Source organism: Synechococcus sp. MEDNS5 (assembly GCF_014279875.1).
Taxonomy (GTDB): domain Bacteria; phylum Cyanobacteriota; class Cyanobacteriia; order PCC-6307; family Cyanobiaceae; genus Synechococcus_C.
Map to the genome: position 1 here is coordinate 2,359,973 of NZ_CP047952.1, position 17,437 is coordinate 2,377,409.

Sequence of the window (17,437 nt, forward strand, 5' to 3'; positions counted from 1 at the left end):
ATTGTATCAGTTACTTAACTGACGCGTAAACGTGCTTTTGCCCGCACGCATGCACCGCGTCGGAGCGTCTGCCAACCTTTTGCGAAGGCAGACCCTCCGCAAGATCCTGATCCTTGGCAGCGACCCTCAAACGCGACCTGGGCCTCAACTCCCTGATTCTTACGGTGGTGACCGGCACCATCGGCTCAGGCTGGCTGTTCGCTCCCTATTTCTGTGCCCGCATCGCAGGCCCCGCAAGCCTGCTGGCCTGGGTGATCGGCGGAGTCATGGCCTTTCTTCTCGCTCTGGTGTTCGCTGAGCTGGGCGCTCTGGTGAGCAGCTCCGGAGCCCTGGCCCAGCTGCCCCTGCTCAGCCACGGACGCCTGTCGGGATTCATCGGCGGCTGGAGCGCCTGGATCTCCTACGTGTCGCTGCCCACAATCGAAGTGCTGGCCCTGCTCCAATACCTCTCGAGCGTGCTGCCCTGGCTCACCCGCGATGTGGGCAGCTCTCAGTACCTCACGGGCGCCGGCCAGCTTGTGGCGGTGGCCCTGCTGGTGCTGTTCACCTGGATCAATCTTGCAGGCGTCAGCCAACTGGCGCGCTGGATCGACGGTCTCACCCTGTGGAAACTCGTCGTTCCCCTGCTGGTGTCCATCAGCCTGATGCTGATGTCAGGCCACTGGAGCAATCTGCAACTGCCGGTACCAGGGCAGCAAGACACGCTGGTGGATGCCATCGGTAGCGGCGGAATTCTGTTCAGCCTGCTGGGTTTCCGCACGGCGATGGACCTCGCCGGGGAAGTGCGCGATCCCCAGCGCAATGTCCCCCTTGCCATGGGGGTCGGACTGGGCCTGTGTTTGCTGATTTATCTCGTGCTGCAGCTCGGCTTTCTGGTCAGCATCCCACCGGAGGCCTTGCAAGAGGGTTGGAGCCGTCTCAGCCTCAGTGCCCATGGGGGTCCGCTCGTGGCGCTGGCCACAGGTTTGGGCCTGGGCTGGATAGCCACCCTGCTGCTCATCGATGCCGTGGCCTCCCCCGGTGCCACAGGCATGGCCTACCTGGGGATTTCCGCACGGGTGAGCTGGATGATGGGAGAGTGCCGACTGCTTCCGGGCGCTCTCGGGCGCTTGAACAGTCGGGGGGTCCCCCACTGGTCGCTGATCAGCAGCCTGGTGATCAGCACCGTTCTTCTATGGCTGGCGCCGAGCTGGCAGGACGTGGTCAGCTTTCTGACCTCCACCTTGATCATCGCCCTGGCCATGGGCCCGGTGAGCCTGCTCGCCCTGCGCCGCCAACTGCCGAACGCTCCCAGGCGCTTTCAGATTCCCTGCCCCTGGCTGCTCAGCGGCATGGCCTTCGTGATGGCCACCTGGGCGACAAGCTGGAGCGGGCGGGAGGCTTTGGAGGGAGCCGTGCTGGTGATTGCGGTTCCCAGCCTGATCTACGCCCTCAGCAACGCCTGGAAAGGCCAGCCGATCGAGCTGTCAAGCGGACTGTGGTGGGCGCTGTATCTCGGTCTGTTGATTCTTGATATGGAACTGTTCAGCACAGGCCAGCCCCTGGAATTGCCCATGGGCTGGCACCTCTCCGTGCTGGCAGGTCTGGCTCTAGGGGTGATGCCACTGGCGGTGAACAGTGCGCTGAAGGATGCCTCACCCCATGCGCTCACGCCGCTGACACAACCGACAGGCAGCACTCAATCCACCTGATTCACGTCATCGAGAAGTCCTGGAAGCCAGCGCTCAACGGCTGCAGACCACCCCAGCGCATGGGGGGCCGGTGCCAACTTGAAACGACCATCCGCCAGTCCGGCCTGAAGGTCGGGATGCGGTCCATCCACCCCTGGCACCACGATCGAGCGGTCGCCGGCGTGCAGCAAAGGAAGATCATTGGGCGAATCACCCAAAGCCAGAACAGCCACCTCAGACGCTCCCTGGCGCTGCTTCAGCACCGCAAGGGCCCGGCCTTTGCTGACGTCGGCTCCCAGCAGATGCCCCAAGCGATTTCCCTGCACAACTGCAAGTTGACGGGCCTTCGCCAGCTGTTGCAGGCGCCTGCGGGACTCGGCATCCAGCGGAGAAACGAACGGCACACTGCAGGCCCGACGCTGGGCCTGTCGCAGTGCTTCCCCGCCCAGGCCAAGCAAGCGATCGGCGTCCTGATCACTGAGATCGTCAAGCGCCTGCAACGGTTGCCCCAGATCCCGTGCCAGCACTGAGAGCTGTGGGCGCAGCTCCTGCCATGACGGACCGAGCCGCTGCTGCCAGGGGCTCCCATCGGCGTTCTCACCATGAATGGCTCCCCCATTCTCGACGATGAAAGGATCCCGAAGTCCGGTTTGTTCACGGAAACGACGGACTTCTTCCGCTGTTTTGCTCGTACATGGAATGACGGGAATACCCCGACGCTGCAGCAGACGAATCGTGCCCAGAGCCGGTGCCCAGTCGTAGCGATGGTCCATCAACGTGCCATCGAGGTCGGTAACCACCCACCACTGACGCCTCAGGGTTGTCTTCATGACCTCACCAGCCAGAGCACCTCATAAGGGTTCAACAGATGGCGTTTGCAGGGCTCCAGGGTGCGGCCACTGAGGCAATCGACCCAGAGTGATGCATCCTCCTGGTCGAGCAGTCCGGAGGGATCCAGGCTGAGACGGGTCGATGTGACGTTATGAACCGCCAGAAGGTCATGACCTGCGTGGGAACGGCGCAACACGACACGATCCACCCGGTCTGGGGTCAGCACCTGAAGCTGGCCATCCGGATGCAGCGCCGGCAGCGTTGCCCGCACCGCAAGTGCCTGCTTCAGCGCAGTCAAAACGGCTGAGGCATCACTGTCTGGATCCTGCAGACGACGTTCCAGCGTCCTTTGCTTGAACTGGGGTCGGTTGAGATCCCGTCGATGCCCCGAGCGCCTGAAGCGACCGAGGTCATTGGCGGTGGCGAGCAAAGCCGGCAGATAGAACGCCGGAACTCCAGGCAGAGCGAGCACCATCAACTGGGTGAGCAGAAAGCGTTCCCTCTGCCGATAGCTGGGGTCAACGCCCCCATCGGCCATGGCGCTCCACCAGCTGATGTTGATTTCGTAGGGCACTTCAGTGCCATCGGCCAACCGGCGATGGCTCACCAGACCCCCGCGCTGCTCACACGCGATCAACAGCTCCCTCAACCGTGACGGCGGCATCAATCCCTCCAACGGTCTCAGCCCCACGCCGTCATGACAGGCGGTGAAATTAAGCAACGACGTCGACTCCGGTAGCGACGGCCAGCGCGACAGCCAACGATTGAGCAATTCAGCGGAGCCGCTGACAGCCGCCTCAAGCAGCAGCGGTGGCAGGGGAAAGTTGTAGGCCAGATGGGCCTCTCGACCCGTGCGCAGATACGACAGATTCTCCTGTTCAGGGACATTCGTTTCCGTGACCACCACTCCGTCGGCGCAGGCGATCGTCAGCAACTGACGCAAAAGTTCCACCAGCTGATGGGCTTGAGGCTGGTGAATACAGGTGGTGTTGGGTTCCTTCCAGACGAACCCCACCGCATCCAGACGGATCCAGCCCACCCCATGAGCCACCATGCGGGCGAGCAGGCGGGTGAATCCGAGCAGAACCTCGGGGTGGCGCCAATCCACATCCACCTGGTCGGGCCCAAACGTGGTCCAGACCTGACGCATGCTGATGGGGCCCTGGAGCTTGGTGAACAGTGCGGAACTGCGGGGACGCACCACGTTGTCCCAACAGGGATCAGGACCCGCCTCCAACACGCAGAACCGACCCGGCTCCTGATCGCGCAAGAACTGGCGCACCCAGGGATGGGAGGCCGACACATGGTTCAACACCAGATCAGCCATCAACTTGCGCCCCTGGGCAAGATCAGCGAGATCGCTCCAATCACCATGGCGTTCCTCTAGACGTTCGTGACTGGCCACCGCGAATCCGCCATCGCTCGAGGCCTCCAGGAACGGCAACACATGGAGAACCGCCGCGAACTCAGAGAGCTGGCTGTTCAAAAAGGTGCGAAGGCTCACCAAGGCCGGCTGATCGGCCTCAACGACCGTGTCGGCGTAGGTGATCAGCACCACATCGTCGACACTCCAGGGATTGCCTTTGGTGCGGATTTCGCCATTCGCCGATGTGGAGCCGAGAATCTGCAGCAATTGCGACGACAACGTCTCGAGATCCCCGGAAGGATGATCTGAGTAAAGGCTCCTCAGCAGATTTCCCAGCGTTTGCTCGCTCTGAAGCTGCACTCTGTTTCACCTGAACCGCCTCAGGTATGAAGCAGCCGCCTTTTTTCCGTTGTTGCATCGCACACCGCATGGATTTTCAGCAGAGCCTGATCGCCACGGTTCACGACTACAGCCTGGGCAATCTCAACGCCATTGCCTTTAACAAGGAGCTCCAGCAGAGACCAACCGCTCTGCTGATCCCCTGTCTGATGGAGGAATTCAGCAGACCCGCTCTGCGCCTGATTCGCGACACGCTGTCCTCGCTCACGGGACTGTCCAATCTGGTGATCGCCCTGTCAGCGGACAGCGCAGCCGATGTCAAAGCTGCAGAGGCGTTCTTCGCGGGCATGCCATTCCCCGTGCATGTGCACTGGACAAACGGTCCGGCTGTGAGCGACATCCTCCCGTCGATGGAGCAGCACGGACTCGATCTCACAGGCCCTCCCGGCAAGGGCTGGGCGGTTTGGCAAGGCCTGGGGGTTGCCTGTCAGCACGCGGAAGTGATCGGCCTGTTCGACGCCGACATCCGCACCTTCGGTTCGGGCTATCCGGAACGGATGCTCAGACCCCTACTCGACCCATCCCACGGGATGGCCTACGTGAAAGCGTTCTACAGCCGGCTTTCACTGGAAACCCAAGCCCTTCAAGGCCGAGCCACCAGGTTGTTTGTTGGTCCGTTGCTGACGAGCCTGGAGCAGATCTTCGGACCACTGCCCTACCTGCGTTATCTACAGACCTTTCGCTATCCATTGGCAGGGGAGTTCGCCTTTACAAGGGATCTCGCGATGAATCTGCGCATCCCGTCGGACTGGGGCCTGGAAATGGGCTTGCTCTCAGAGGTGTATCGGCACGTCGCACCCAGCCGCATCGCCCAGGTGGACCTGGGTCTGTTCGATCACAAGCACAAGAGCCTGGGCCAACGGCCGAACGAGGGACTGCAGCGCATGGCCAGCGAAATCTTCTGCACGGTGTTGCGCAGCCTGATGGAGCACGAGGGATGCGTGGTGTCCATGGATCAGCTGCCGACCTTGGAGGTGCTGTACCGGCGGGTTGGCGAAGATCGGGTGCGTCAGTTCGGACTCGACTCAGCGATCAATCGGTTGCCCTACGACCGACATGGAGAAGAACTGGCGGTCCATCGCTTCTCCGAACTCCTGAGGCCAGGCCTCACGTCTTTGATGGCATCGCCGATCGCCCATCAACTGCCGAGCTGGTCGAGGTTGCAGAGTTGCAACCCGTCCTTTGCCTCCGACCTCGCCCTGGCGGGACGTGCCGACCGAGCGCCCACCTTGCGCAGTCAGGGAGCAAGGCGTCCACGTCGGCCCAATTGCCCCACCGTGACACCCCCCGCTGAACGCCGCTCAGCCACCAGCACTGCGGCCTGAGCGCAAGCACAAGCATGAGTCATGAAGAAAAGCTAAAGCAATTGATTTTCGGTCGCCAAACCAACACTTTTTTCAACTCAAAAACACGACATTGAAAGACTGATTTTTTTTGAAACTCATGATCGAGTGCTTGTACAGCAACGACACCGACCGGATGGTGATTCTGAAGTGCATTGGTGAAGGGCATTTCTATCGAGAAAAGGTTGTCATGCCTCAGGAGTTGTTCTGGTTTGAGGCACCTCTCAGCAGCAGACTGGAGATCTGGCAGATGTCACCTCAAGGACAGATGCTCCAAGTGCGCGCTGATGTATCCGATTATGCATTAAACGAAAAATCAGCCGAGGAGTCTCCTACAGCGTCTCTATGGGCATGTTGAACGATCGAATGAGATTGGATCAAACACTGAGAAATTGATCGACCACCGACTGACTTAATTCACTGGTTAGACCACGGGCCACAATTCCTCCACGCTGCATTGCGTAATGCCGGTTTCAGAAGCGATACATCGCGCTGTCGCTTCATTGAGGAATGACTTCCCTCCCTTGAGGCACAGACCCCAGTCCCGCGCGTAAAAACTCTGGCAATGAACCTAGAGAGTAGTTTTTGCAACTTTGTGCATGCATCAGCTTGCCTACGAAGCAGATATTGCTGGCATCGCCCTGAGTTGGACAAAATTCATTCACAATGAATACTGCTTAGGCAACGAGACGGTTTAATTGCGGCAATTCTGCAAACGAATCACGCCATTGTTGAGCCCAGAGTTCTTGGCTTCGTTCGTACACGTTCATCAGTTCGGCAACTGCCGAATCCCGAAAATCCACCCTCAGATCTAATAATGGAAACGCTGCTTCTCCACTAATTTGCAGCGCAGCTGAAGTTGAATACGGAGAACGAGCATCACCTCCGGCAGCTTCACCTGCCATCAGTGCCGTCATCAAACGGCGACCCAACTTCCAGCATGGATCGCTTGCCAGAAAAGCCTGTTCCATGGATGTGAGAACCGTCTCGCCCACCAGATAGTTGCCAGCCACAGAAAGATTCATTCGATGGCGATGCCCAGCCCAGAGTCCACAGTCCCCCCCCGTCCAGACAGCGGTTCGACCTTGTGCATCAATCAGGTGAAACTGGCGGCGTTCACGGAGTGGATCATCTGCAAGCAAGCTGGCCAGCACCACATCTGCATCAGCACTCTGTTCGAGCCGTTCCAGGCCACAGATTCCTAGATATGGATTGGTGTGGGCTTGTGTCGCAACTGCACCCACTCCAGAGCGAATGTGGGGAACCGTGGAGCCCACTGCGAGATGACAGGTGGCAACGGCAACACCGAAACGACCATTGCTGGGATCACGAGCAACGATCGAGAACGTCATGAGAGCACACGATCCAATTGTTCAAGGGTGTGCAAGAGAACAGCGGTTCCTGAAAGACACTGACTGTCACTGGTGAACTCAGCTGCTGAATGGCTCAAACCTTCGCGGCTGGGCACAAAGATCATTCCCATGGGCCAACGCCGCCCTATCTCTTGGGCGTCATGGCTGGCACGGCTCGGCAGCCGACTCATACTCAACCCCAAATCTTCAGCCACTGTTTCAATCGTGGCCATCACCAGCGCGTCAGCGGGTGTAGGCGACACCTGAAACTGCGGCTCCAACCGGATTGCACAGCCGGTTGCCAAGCCGATGGATTCCAACTCCTCCTGCAGGCAGGACACCAATTGGTCCAGAACAGTGGAATCCAGATCACGAATGTCCACCGTCATCGACACGGAGCCTGGAACGACGTTGGCGGCATTGGGCCAAACCTCCAGACGCCCCACCGTCGCCACCGGATCACCGGGATGACACCGAGCCATCTCCTCCACCGCCAGCACAATCCGGGAAGCAGCGGCGAGGGCATCATGACGGAGCCCCATCGGCGTTGTGCCGGCATGGTTGGCCTGACCCTTCACATGAATGCTGAAACGTCTCTGCCCGACGATGCCCTCAACAATGCCAATGGCATCGCGCCGCTGCTCGAGCACAGCACCTTGCTCAACATGCAGTTCAAGAAAAGCTGCAACGGCTGAATCAGGTCGTGCCGCCGAGGGCAGGGATGACCAGTGACCACCGATTCGTTCCAGGTTGATGTCAATCGGGTCCCCGTTGCTTGTGGTGTAAGCCGAGGGGTCCATCGATGCCGTTCCAGCCATGCCCTTACAGCCGACCATGGTCGACTCTTCATCAGCGAAAGCCACGACCTCGAGGGGGTGTCGTAGACGCCGCCCCACATCGCTCAGGGCACGGACGCATTCCAGGCCCGCCAAGACGCCTAGAACACCATCAAAACGACCACCTGTTGGCACCGTGTCCAAGTGCGAACCCGTCATCAGCACCGGCAACGACGGGTCCTGCCCCTCGAGCCGGCCAATCAAATTGCCAGCGGCATCCACACGCACCTGCATGCCGGCCTCTTGCATCCAGCACGCGAGCTGGTCTCGGCCTTGAACGTCCGCCGGACTAAACCCGCGGCGGCAAACGCTTCCATCTCCTTGAAGGCCGATGGCCGCCATGGACTCGAGCGAATCGATCAACCTGTCCCGCCGAGGCAGAGCTCCTAACCACTCCCGATCAGCATCAGCTGGAGCGATTTGTGAGCGATGAATCAGCAGCTCGGGCAAGGATCGTGACCTTCAGTTCAAACCAAATGTCACTTTCGCTTTGAAACCCAATTGAACTTGTCGTCAATGCGACGTTTTAACGCTCACCAAAGAAATCAAACGGGCATCAGCACCCGCCAACCGAGGTGATCGGCCTGCTCACGAGCTTGGGCTGGCACATCAGCCGCCACAAACATCCGATGCAACATCTGCACACCCAAGAGGTGGTTGATCACGGCGTCCATCTGAACCCGCTCGGCGTCTGTGGTGGCAGGGTCGTCGTGGCGCGCAAACAAGGCACGCACTCCCTGTTTGCTCAACAACCCAGCCGCATCAATCGCCTCATCACTCAGGTAGTCATCAGCTAACTGCTTCATCTGCGCCCACTTCTCAGGCTCCGTGTGGGCGGGAGGAGCCATGAAGGCAAATTTCTCGCGCTTGTAAAGCACTTCCGGCAGCAAGCCCGCCATCGCCTCACGCAGCACGTATTTCTCGGTTTTGCCCTTGATCCGCAGCTCCGGAGGCACCTGCACCGCTGCAGCCGCCAGATGATGATCCAGGAAAGCCGGCCGTGCCTCCATGGAATTGGCCATGTCGACGCGATCCCCTCCCCAGGTGAGGATCTGGCCTTCCAACATCGTTTTGATCCAGACGTACTGAGCCTTGTCGAGGGCATGGCGACCCTCGAGTTGCTGGGGATTCAACTGATCGGCAATCGCCTTACCCGGCGAATACTCCGCTAACGCCTGACGGTGCTCGTCAGCAAGCAGATCCGGCACCAGCGGCGCGCAGGCCAGCCAGGGCTGCAGACAGCTGGGGGTGAACCCCACCACGGCATCAAGGTAGGGATCATCCACCTGATCAGCCGCCAGCATCGCTCCCTGCACCAGGGAATTGTTGGTCTGAAGCAGAGATTCCCAATCCTGGCGGTCGCTTTGCGGCAGATCATCCAAACCATGGAGGAACATGTCGCGCCGGAAGGCGGGATAGCCACCGAACAGCTCGTCTGAGCCTTCCCCGGTCATCACGACCTTGTAATCAACGTTGTTGACGTGGCGACTCATCAGATATTTGGCCACAGCCAGGGTGTTGTAGATCGTGCGCTCGGTGTGCCAGAGCGTCTGTTCCATGTGGCCGTACAACTCACGACCGGACAGACGCATCACGTCCTGTTCAGCACCAGTGGCCTCCGCCATCTCGGCAGCAATGGGTGTTTCGTCGTAGCGGACATCATCAAATCCGATCGTGAAGGCCTTGACGGGACCCTGACTCACCGCCGATGCCAGACCGAGGATCGAACAACTGTCGATGCCGCCGGAGAGATAACAACCAACCGGCACATCCGCCACCATCCGCATCTCCACGGCTTCCAGCAGAGCAGCCCGCACATTGGCAATGTGATCGGCCTCGGTGAGGGTGCTGTCCCGCTGATCCAAACGGGGAAAATCAACATCCCAATAGGTGGACTCCGACACCTCAAGCCGGTCACCCCTGCGTTGCACCTTCAGCACATGCCCGGGCTGAACCTGGTGCACCCCGGCAAAGGCGGTCGTTCCAGGAACCATGGTCTGCATCAACTGATGAAACAGACCCTCCGAGGTGAAACGTCGCTCCACAGCCGGATGGGCAAACAGCACCTTCAACTCGGAGCCGAACACCACTCCCTCCGGCGTCATCGTCCAGTACTGGGGCTTGATGCCAAAGCGATCCCTCACCAGATACAGACAGTCGTCCACGGCATCAAACAAGGCGAAGGCGAATTCCCCCCGCAGCAAGGGCAACGTGGACTCGAGACCTTGCCGCTGATACAGGCGCAACAAGATCTCGGAATCACTCTTGGTGCGGAAGCGCGCCCCCTGGGCCGTGAGGTCAGCCCGGATGCGCTGGAAGTCGTAGAACTCGCCGTTGTGCGCCATCAGCACCTGGCGGTCGTCGCTGAGGAAGGGCTGCCTCGCCCGCGATTCGTTCAGATCAATGATCGACAAGCGGGCATGACAGAAGCCGACACCAGCAGCGTCGATGCATTCCACACCGAAACCATCCGGACCCCGATGGGACTGAATGGCCGCCATGTTCACCAACAACTGACGATCCAACGTCTGACGACGATCCGCCAGAAAGACACCTCCGATTCCGCACATCAGTTCGCCTCAGATCACATCCATCACCCGCTCGGCACGGTTCACCATGCAGGTGAGCAATGCCATGCGCAGAAACACCGCCCCACGCGCCTGGCTGAAGTACCAGTTGTGCGGCGTGTCATCCAAACAGGTGCTCAGCTCGGGGCCTCGGGCCAAGGGGTGCAGCACGATCGCCTCCGGCTTGAACGGCAGATCCCGCGTGAGACGAAATCCACCGCCGTGCACTTCATAGCTGTCGCCAACCCAGGCGATCGCATTGATGTAAACGACATCGAGATCGGGAATCTCAGCAGCCAGATCTGAACTGCAGCGGATGGACATCCCGCTCGCTTCCAGTTCCTCCAGCTGGCCCGAATCAAACAAAGGCGCTTCCGACTCCACCCCGGCCGCATGAATCACCACCACCTCTTCAAGGATCTGAGGGAATTTGCTGAGGATCCGCAGCAATGAACGCACAGTGCGCATCCGCGACGGCAAACCGATCACCCCGATGCGGATCCGGTCCTTGGGTGACACCTCCGTCTTGGCGAGGCTCGGACGCCACTTGAAAATCGTGTAGAGATCCGCCATTGCCTGGGTCGGATGCTCATCAATGCCATTGCCGGCATTGATAATCGGAATCCGCAGGGTGGATGTCATGGCGTAAACGGCCTCTGGGTTGCTGTCGCGCAGCACCACACAGTCGCCGTAGTTGTTGAACATATGCGCAATATCCTCCAACGACTCACCTTTGGCGATGCCTGTGGTGCTGCGATCGGTGATGTTGATTGAATCACCGCCGAGGCGATGCCAGGCGCTATCGAAAGAGAGACGCGTCCGCGTGCTGGGCTCGTAGAAAGCGTTGATCAGGATCTTGCCGGTGAGCGGAGTGTTGTGCCGGCAGTAACGGTCCGGATTGCTCTCGAATTTGGCAGCCAATCGGAACAACTGGAGCAGGGTTTCGGAGCGAAACGCCTGAATCGAAACCACATGCTGGTCGACAAGATCCAACAACGGCTCGCCATCTTCTGTGATGGAGGCCAGAAGCTCTTGAGGCTGGTTTTGGCCGAACACGTCGGGACCCATTGGTTGGAATCGAAGTGGCGCCGATGCCTCCTCGACCACGGCTATGTGGGGTTGTGCCATAAGTCATTGCATCAACACCCGACTTGCCAGATCGCGTGGTGTGCTGTGAATCACATCATCCCTCATTAACAACGGACGCCAACTGCCGCCCCACCACAGCACAAGTTCTTTAGATAATTCTCCAAAAAATGGTTTGGATCAATACAAAAGTGGGTCGATATGTTCGGCACGAACACTTACCAGACGCGACCACCTCTCCACTCAATCCACCAGATCAACAGCAACGTAAGAACAGAACCAACGAGCGCCACCTGGCTTCCCACCAGAACCACACGGAACCAGTGTTGATCCACCAAAACCGTAAGCAGCAACGACATAACCATGGCCTTACCCCTCCTCCTGCAGGCAATGGAAATCAAACCGTTCCGGCTGGCAACGACTACCCACCACCATCACGACGGCAGAGACAGCCGCGGAGAACACGGCCGCGCAATAAGGAGCAATCAAAACGTAGGCCGTCAGACCAACGACACTGCCGGCCAGCATGGCCACGATCGCCGCAGCCCGACTTGCAGATGACCAGTAAAGACCGCAGGCCACAGGCCAGACCGTTGAGGCCACCAGCGAACCAGTGAAGAACAACACCGTCGCCAGAGAGTCCAGCCGCGGCCAGGACAAAGCCAAAGTGACTACGGCCAGAAGCACCACCATCTGCCGTGCCGCTTGCTTGAGCTGCGCATCGCTCGCCTGAGGACTTAGCAAGCGGAAATAAACGTCTTCAGCCAGCAGATCCGCAGTGGACGCCAACAGCGAATCCAAGGTGGAGGTCAGTGACGCGAACACCACCACAAACACCAGAGCGGCCCCGCCAGCCCCAAGAAGATTGGCCGCCATCACAGGGAACACCATGTTCACTTGCTCCAGCGGCAGATCCCGCGCCAGCGCGACCAGACCAATCGAGCCGGTTACCAGGGGGACACTCATCCAGGCCAGGCCCCCCAGCACAAACGAGGTCATCACCACGCCGCGGCGGCTGGCGAACACCCGCGACCACCAGATGTTGTTGTGAAACACCTCACCCATTGAGAACAGAGCGGAATTCCAGGCGATCAACAGACCGGCGGGAAGCAGCAGATCAAGCCGGTCGGGGTGCTCGGCGACCAACCGAGCATGCACCTCGGGCATCGAGAACTGACGAAACGCCAGCACCGCCACCACCGCCAGCAACACCATGATCAACAGCGATTGGATGAAATCGGTTCCAATCACCGCCCGCATGCCACCAAACAACGTGTAAACCGTTGCGACGCCGATCACCACCACCATGCCCACGTGGTAGTCGAACCCGGATAAAGCCTGAAGCAAAAGGCCAGCTCCCATGGCCTGGGTCATCAGAAAGCCAAGGGTGTACACGGCAGTGATCACCATGAACACCCACCAAGCCAAGCGTCCATAGCGCAGCCGAATAAAATCGCCACTGGTGCGTCCGTTGGGCATCAGCTGCTTGATGCGTGATGCCAATGGCGCAAACAGAATCAACCCCAGTCCTGCCAAGGCGTAACTGAACATGCCCCAGAGGCCTGTTCTGTAGCCGAATTCCGGGGCCAGAAGGGTGGTGTTGCCCGTCACCCAAGACGCCATCAAAGTGGCTGTGCTCAAGGCCAACCCGATGTTGCGGCCCGCCAGCATGAAATCGTCGGCATCACCTTTGCCGCGGCGGCCCCAGGCGATCCCTAGCGCAATCCACAACACGGAGAACAGCACCACAAGCGCCCATGCAATCCCTGGTGCCAGAAAAGGGGCAGCGTCAGCGGACATCCGACGCTCCCCGATCACGGCAGCGAAGATGACCGGCAAGAATCATCGCCACTGTGGCCAGGGTCACTGCAGCACCAAGGGCAAAGATCAGTCCAGCCCAGAGATTGTCATCCAAAACGAATGTCCTCTTCAGCAGATCTCAGACAAGCAAATCGCGGTGTTCGCAAGCTTCCACCGACTGATCACAAGGTCGCCAGGGCTACCTGAATCACAGGCTGCCAGTGGCTTGATGCCTCCAATCTCGAAATGTGTAGCAATCACAACCCGCAGCGGCTTGCTCGAGTTTTTGGATGAATCTGTTACATGTTCAGGCAATGTTCACCGAGTACCGACCAACGCAGGGGTACGACGAATATTTCTGCCGAGAACAGTCCGCTCCCCGTGCTGATCTGGAGCCGCTGCTGTCCTCCCTCGGCGCCATGGGGCTGGCGGAGCTGAATCGCAGTCATGCATCAGCGAGCAACCTGTTGCGACGCCTCGGCGCCACCTTCCGACTCAACGGATCAGGTCTGCATGGCGGAGAGCGGATTCTGCCCTTCGATCCGCTGCCAAGACTCATTCACCGTCAGGAATGGTCCGTTCTGGAGCGCGGATTGGTGCAACGCCTGGAGGCCATTGATCAGTTTCTGGCGGACGTTTATGGACCCCAAAGGATCCTCAACGATGGCGTGATCCCCCGTGAGGATGTGGAGAGCTCTCAGGGCTGGCGGCCCCAGATGCAGGACATCACCGTGCCGCTCAACCGCTGGTGCCACATCTCCGGTCTGGATCTGATCCGCGATGGCAACGGCACCTGGAGGGTTCTGGAGGACAACCTGCGCTGCCCCTCCGGCGTGGCTTATTTCCTAGAGAACCGGCGGGTGATGAAACGGTTGTTCCCGAGCCTGTTTGCGGGCCGCACAGTGCAGCCAATCGACGATTACCCCTCCCATCTCTTGCGCACGCTGCAGGATCTGGCCCCCTGGAGTGATGCCCCACGGGTAGTGCTGCTCACCCCGGGCGTGTTCAATAGCGCCTACTTCGAGCACAGCTATCTGGCCCAACAGATGGGCATTGCCCTGGTGGAGGGCCGCGATCTGATCTGTGAGGACGGACGCGTCTGGATGCGCAGCACTGCCGGCCGGGAACCTGTGGATGTGATCTACCGGCGCATCGATGACGATTTCCTCGATCCAAATGTCTTCCGGCGTGATTCGATGCTCGGTGTCCCCGGGCTCATCGATGCCATGCGCTCCGGTCGGGTGGCCATCGCCAACGCCCCTGGGAGCGGAGTCGCCGACGACAAGCTGATCTATGCCTACGTGCCGGCAATGATCAGGTATTACCTCAACGAAGAACCGATCATTGACAACGTTCCCACCTATCTCTGTTCAAGGGACGACGACCTCCGTTTTGTGCTCGAGCATCTCAACGAGCTGGTGGTGAAATCAGTCGCCGAAGCCGGCGGCTATGGAATGTTGATCGGGCCTCACGCCAGCACTGAGGAGATTGAGAACTTCGCGGTGAAGATCAAAGCACACCCGCGCAATTTCATCGCCCAGCCCACCCTTCAGTTGTCCACAGTTCCATCCCTTAGTGAAGGAGAGCTGTACCCCTGCCATGTGGATCTGCGCCCCTACGTACTGAGGGGTAAGAGCGACTGGGTCAGCCCCGGGGGCCTGACTCGAGTGGCATTGAAACGCGGTTCCCTGGTGGTGAACTCCTCCCAGGGGGGCGGCTGCAAGGACACCTGGGTGGTCAGCGACAGCGCCGTAAAGGCCGGCAACCCGGAGCTCGTGCCGTGCTGAGCCGTGTGGCCGATTCGCTGTACTGGATCAACCGGTATGTCGAGCGGGCCGAGAACATCTCCCGGTTTCTGGAAGTGAGCGAAGCCATGGCCCTGGACTGCCCCCCCGGCAGCGCTGAGCCTTGGCTTCCCCTGGTGGATGCCAATGGAGACCGCAAGCGTTTTGACGAGGCCTATCCCCAGGGCACGCCACGGGACGTCGTCAGCTTTCTGCTGCTGGATCGCAACAACCCCAACAGCATCGTCAGTTGCATCGCCAATGCCCGCGAGAACGCTCGCCAAATCCGCGATGTGATCACCACAGAAATGTGGGAACAACTCAATGATCTCTATTGGAACGTTCAAGACGGTGAAGCGCTCTGGCAGGAACCGGATCAAGAGCAACTGCGCAGCATCCGACGTGGATGTCAGCTCTTCTACGGCATCACCAATGTGACTCTCAGTCGCGATCAGGCCTGGCTGTTCAGCCAGCTGGGACGGCTGATCGAACGGGCGGACAAAACCTCACGCATCCTCGATGTGAAGTACTTCCTGCTGTTGCCGACGCCAACGGAGGTGGGCGGCGTTCTCGATGAATTGCAGTGGATCTCCCTGCTGCGCACAGCTGGGGCTTATCAGATGTATCGCCAGAGCGTTCAGCAGGCGATCACACCAGCATCGGTGGCACAATTCCTGCTGCTGGATCCGATCTTTCCCCGCTCGGTCCGCTTCTGTCTGCAGGAGATCAACGCCACGCTGGAACGCATCCGGCCAGGACCCCATGCAGGTCCTCCGGATGATCTGGAGTGCCTACGCGGCCAGCTGTTGGCCCAATGGAGCTATGTCCGCATCGATGCTGTGATCGAACGGGGACTGCATGAGGCTGTGGATCAACTGCAGAGCGACCTCAACAAGCTGCATGAACTCATCCACCGTCGTTACTTCACCACCACCGACTTCGGCTCCATTCCCACCGACCCGTCATGCGCGCTGAGCTGATCCACCGTCTCAACTATCGCTACGAGGCACCGGTTCAACTGGGGGAACACCGCCTCTGTCTGCGACCCCGTGCCCAGGGCCATCAACGCCTGATTCAGCATTCCCTGCAGATCTCACCGGTTCCTGTTCACAGCCATGAGCTGTTGGCAGCCAGTGGTGATGCGATCGAGCGAGTGCGCTTCCAAGGTGCGACCGCTTCGCTTCAGCTGGAAGCCAGGAGCCTGGTGGAAACCCGCCAAGCCGCTCCCCTGCTCGATTGCTTCAACGGTCTTGAGCCTCCGCTTCCCTACCCCAGAGGTCAGTTGAACCATGACCTGTTGGGTGCCCTGGAGGGTTGGTTACCCAACGGACAGCATGATCCTTCAGCGGTGGAACTGGCTCAGGACGCCTTGATGGGAGGCAACCAGCAAGTGCTGCCTTTTCTCCACCAGCTGATGGAGATGATTCAGGACCGGGTCAAATACACCCAGCGGCATGTGGGCCCGGCCTGGCCAGCGGGCCGCACCCTGCGCGAGCGGGTTGGATCCTGCCGCGATCTGGCGATGCTGATGATGGAGTGCTGCCGCAGCGTCGGACTGCCGGCCCGATTCGTGAGTGGATACCACTTGGCGGAGCCAGCTCCTGAGCAGTACGACCTGCACGCCTGGACCGAGATCTATCTTCCCGGAGCCGGCTGGCGCGGCTTTGATCCAAGTGCAGGAGCCGAGATCGACGAGCGCTACATCGTGCTGGCCAGTTCCTCAAAACCGGATCTCAGTGCAGCTGTACAGGGCAGTTTCACCGGCCCCATGGCCATAGGAAGCCAACTCACATGGAGCATCGAAGCCGTTGTGGAGCCGAAACCTCGCGCTGCTTCCATCGAAACAGTGGTTCAGGCCGCCTGAAGCAGGGGCTCCACACCATGAAGACGTGGAGGCTGGGCCTGGATCGATGTCACAGCCATCAGAGCCGGAATGCGCGCACTGTTGTAAACGCGGAACTCCTGCAGCAACGACACCCCCTCCTCCCGAACCGCCTGATTAAGAACCACGGAGCCGTCGGGGTCCGACACCGAGCGATGAAAGGTCCCTGGGGGAATGCGCAAAATATCGCCGCCACTTTGGAGACGAACGATGTGGAACGGCTTCGTCCAAGCCAGATTCACCAGATAAAACGTACGACCACCACTGGCCGCTAGAAGATTGTCTTCCTGATGAGGGTGCAAATAGAACTGCCAGGCACCGCTATCTGGATCATCGGGTGGGCTGATCGCTGGCCCGCTGTGGATCACCAGATCACGGGCATTGGACGTGTCCACCGTCACGTCAAAGAAACGCACCGCAGGTGTGTCGCGGAAGCGCTCGTAGGACAGCAATTCGAACATCCCTGATGTGTCCGCTAACGGCAAACAACGACGTTCGTGTTGTACAGGCCTCCGCTAAGG

Annotated in this window: 16 protein-coding genes and 1 pseudogene; 6 read left to right on the top strand and 11 right to left on the bottom strand. The window is 59.6% G+C overall.

From position 1 onward, the window contains the following. Positions 1 to 113: 113 nt before the first annotated feature. Positions 114 to 1,691, top strand: a complete 1,578-nt coding sequence (locus SynMEDNS5_RS12665; protein WP_186583684.1) for an APC family permease — start codon at positions 114 to 116, stop codon at positions 1,689 to 1,691. Here SynMEDNS5_RS12665 and SynMEDNS5_RS12670 read toward each other — a convergent pair. Together SynMEDNS5_RS12670 and SynMEDNS5_RS12675 are read right to left on the bottom strand one after the other, a co-directional pair. Beyond that, the gene (locus SynMEDNS5_RS12670; RefSeq protein ID WP_186583685.1) at positions 1,679 to 2,500 is read right to left on the bottom strand and encodes an HAD-IIB family hydrolase; all 822 of its coding nucleotides are present in this window, start codon (positions 2,498 to 2,500) and stop codon (positions 1,679 to 1,681) included. The two genes, SynMEDNS5_RS12665 and SynMEDNS5_RS12670, sit on opposite strands and share 13 nt — an antisense overlap. Next, positions 2,497 to 4,227, bottom strand: a complete 1,731-nt coding sequence (locus SynMEDNS5_RS12675; RefSeq protein WP_186583686.1) for an alpha-amylase family glycosyl hydrolase — start codon at positions 4,225 to 4,227, stop codon at positions 2,497 to 2,499. The genes SynMEDNS5_RS12670 and SynMEDNS5_RS12675 overlap by 4 nt, the downstream gene beginning before the upstream one ends. Before the next feature lie 68 nt (positions 4,228 to 4,295). Here SynMEDNS5_RS12675 and SynMEDNS5_RS12680 point away from each other — a divergent pair, with 68 nt between their 5' ends. Beyond that, positions 4,296 to 5,591: a glycosyl transferase gene (locus SynMEDNS5_RS12680; protein ID WP_186583687.1), complete on the top strand. Its 1,296-nt coding sequence runs from the start codon at positions 4,296 to 4,298 to the stop codon at positions 5,589 to 5,591. Positions 5,592 to 5,709: 118 nt separating this feature from the next. After that, the gene (locus SynMEDNS5_RS12685; RefSeq protein ID WP_186583688.1) at positions 5,710 to 5,967 is read left to right on the top strand and encodes a DUF1830 domain-containing protein; all 258 of its coding nucleotides are present in this window, start codon (positions 5,710 to 5,712) and stop codon (positions 5,965 to 5,967) included. A 19-nt stretch (positions 5,968 to 5,986) separates the two neighbouring features. Here the strand turns inward: SynMEDNS5_RS12685 and SynMEDNS5_RS13220 are convergent. From SynMEDNS5_RS13220 to SynMEDNS5_RS13225, 8 genes and pseudogenes are all read right to left on the bottom strand, one after another. Continuing rightward, a pseudogene (locus tag SynMEDNS5_RS13220) lies at positions 5,987 to 6,082 on the bottom strand (ABC transporter ATP-binding protein); the annotation flags it as partial. Between the two features lie 204 nt (positions 6,083 to 6,286). Further along, on the bottom strand, positions 6,287 to 6,961 hold the full coding sequence (locus SynMEDNS5_RS12690) for a DUF1028 domain-containing protein (protein ID WP_186583689.1): 675 nt from the start codon (positions 6,959 to 6,961) through the stop codon (positions 6,287 to 6,289). After that, positions 6,958 to 8,238 carry a Zn-dependent hydrolase gene (locus SynMEDNS5_RS12695; RefSeq protein ID WP_370593598.1) on the bottom strand — a complete coding sequence of 427 codons (1,281 nt, stop codon included), beginning with the start codon at positions 8,236 to 8,238 and terminating at the stop codon, positions 6,958 to 6,960. The genes SynMEDNS5_RS12690 and SynMEDNS5_RS12695 overlap by 4 nt, the downstream gene beginning before the upstream one ends. A gap of 104 nt (positions 8,239 to 8,342) precedes the next feature. Beyond that, positions 8,343 to 10,367, bottom strand: a complete 2,025-nt coding sequence (gene asnB / locus SynMEDNS5_RS12700) for an asparagine synthase (glutamine-hydrolyzing) (protein ID WP_186583690.1) — start codon at positions 10,365 to 10,367, stop codon at positions 8,343 to 8,345. Between the two features lie 9 nt (positions 10,368 to 10,376). After that, on the bottom strand, positions 10,377 to 11,492 hold the full coding sequence (locus tag SynMEDNS5_RS12705; RefSeq protein ID WP_186583691.1) for an aspartate carbamoyltransferase: 1,116 nt from the start codon (positions 11,490 to 11,492) through the stop codon (positions 10,377 to 10,379). A 176-nt stretch (positions 11,493 to 11,668) separates the two neighbouring features. Continuing rightward, a complete protein-coding gene (locus tag SynMEDNS5_RS12710; RefSeq protein ID WP_186586036.1) occupies positions 11,669 to 11,809 on the bottom strand; it encodes a hypothetical protein in 141 nt (46 codons plus the stop codon). Between the two features lie 10 nt (positions 11,810 to 11,819). Next, positions 11,820 to 13,250, bottom strand: a complete 1,431-nt coding sequence (locus SynMEDNS5_RS12715; RefSeq protein ID WP_186583692.1) for a sodium:solute symporter family protein — start codon at positions 13,248 to 13,250, stop codon at positions 11,820 to 11,822. Beyond that, on the bottom strand, positions 13,240 to 13,365 hold the full coding sequence (locus SynMEDNS5_RS13225) for a hypothetical protein (RefSeq protein ID WP_255440182.1): 126 nt from the start codon (positions 13,363 to 13,365) through the stop codon (positions 13,240 to 13,242). The genes SynMEDNS5_RS12715 and SynMEDNS5_RS13225 overlap by 11 nt, the downstream gene beginning before the upstream one ends. Before the next feature lie 199 nt (positions 13,366 to 13,564). On the opposite strand from SynMEDNS5_RS13225, the gene SynMEDNS5_RS12720 reads away from it, so the two are divergent. Genes SynMEDNS5_RS12720 through SynMEDNS5_RS12730 form a run of 3 tightly spaced genes read left to right on the top strand, consistent with a single transcriptional unit; the run spans position 13,565 to position 16,898 of the window. Further along, on the top strand, positions 13,565 to 15,037 hold the full coding sequence (locus SynMEDNS5_RS12720; protein ID WP_186586018.1) for a circularly permuted type 2 ATP-grasp protein: 1,473 nt from the start codon (positions 13,565 to 13,567) through the stop codon (positions 15,035 to 15,037). Further along, the gene (locus SynMEDNS5_RS12725) at positions 15,031 to 16,014 is read left to right on the top strand and encodes an alpha-E domain-containing protein (protein ID WP_186583693.1); all 984 of its coding nucleotides are present in this window, start codon (positions 15,031 to 15,033) and stop codon (positions 16,012 to 16,014) included. The genes SynMEDNS5_RS12720 and SynMEDNS5_RS12725 overlap by 7 nt, the downstream gene beginning before the upstream one ends. Then, positions 15,999 to 16,898, top strand: coding sequence for a transglutaminase family protein (locus tag SynMEDNS5_RS12730; RefSeq protein WP_186583694.1), 900 nt, complete (start codon positions 15,999 to 16,001; stop codon positions 16,896 to 16,898). Before SynMEDNS5_RS12725 ends, SynMEDNS5_RS12730 begins: the two co-directional genes overlap by 16 nt. Here SynMEDNS5_RS12730 and SynMEDNS5_RS12735 read toward each other — a convergent pair. After that, a complete protein-coding gene (locus SynMEDNS5_RS12735; RefSeq protein WP_186583695.1) occupies positions 16,886 to 17,377 on the bottom strand; it encodes a redox protein in 492 nt (163 codons plus the stop codon). The two genes, SynMEDNS5_RS12730 and SynMEDNS5_RS12735, sit on opposite strands and share 13 nt — an antisense overlap. Between the last annotated feature and the right edge of the window lie 60 nt (positions 17,378 to 17,437).

Bases quoted from the DNA above. Each gene is read 5' to 3' on its own strand.
- SynMEDNS5_RS12680 (WP_186583687.1), top strand. From the start codon at position 4,296: ATGGATTTTCAGCAGAGCCTGATCGCCACGGTTCACGACTACAGCCTG.
- SynMEDNS5_RS12715 (WP_186583692.1), bottom strand. From the start codon at position 13,250: ATGTCCGCTGACGCTGCCCCTTTTCTGGCACCAGGGATTGCATGGGCG.
- asnB (WP_186583690.1), bottom strand. From the start codon at position 10,367: ATGTGCGGAATCGGAGGTGTCTTTCTGGCGGATCGTCGTCAGACGTTG.
- SynMEDNS5_RS12720 (WP_186586018.1), top strand. From the start codon at position 13,565: ATGTTCACCGAGTACCGACCAACGCAGGGGTACGACGAATATTTCTGC.
- SynMEDNS5_RS12705 (WP_186583691.1), bottom strand. From the start codon at position 11,492: ATGGCACAACCCCACATAGCCGTGGTCGAGGAGGCATCGGCGCCACTT.
- SynMEDNS5_RS12735 (WP_186583695.1), bottom strand. From the start codon at position 17,377: ATGTTCGAATTGCTGTCCTACGAGCGCTTCCGCGACACACCTGCGGTG.
- SynMEDNS5_RS12710 (WP_186586036.1), bottom strand. From the start codon at position 11,809: ATGTCGTTGCTGCTTACGGTTTTGGTGGATCAACACTGGTTCCGTGTG.
- SynMEDNS5_RS12670 (WP_186583685.1), bottom strand. From the start codon at position 2,500: ATGAAGACAACCCTGAGGCGTCAGTGGTGGGTGGTTACCGACCTCGAT.
- SynMEDNS5_RS12730 (WP_186583694.1), top strand. From the start codon at position 15,999: ATGCGCGCTGAGCTGATCCACCGTCTCAACTATCGCTACGAGGCACCG.
- SynMEDNS5_RS12690 (WP_186583689.1), bottom strand. From the start codon at position 6,961: ATGACGTTCTCGATCGTTGCTCGTGATCCCAGCAATGGTCGTTTCGGT.
- SynMEDNS5_RS12685 (WP_186583688.1), top strand. From the start codon at position 5,710: ATGATCGAGTGCTTGTACAGCAACGACACCGACCGGATGGTGATTCTG.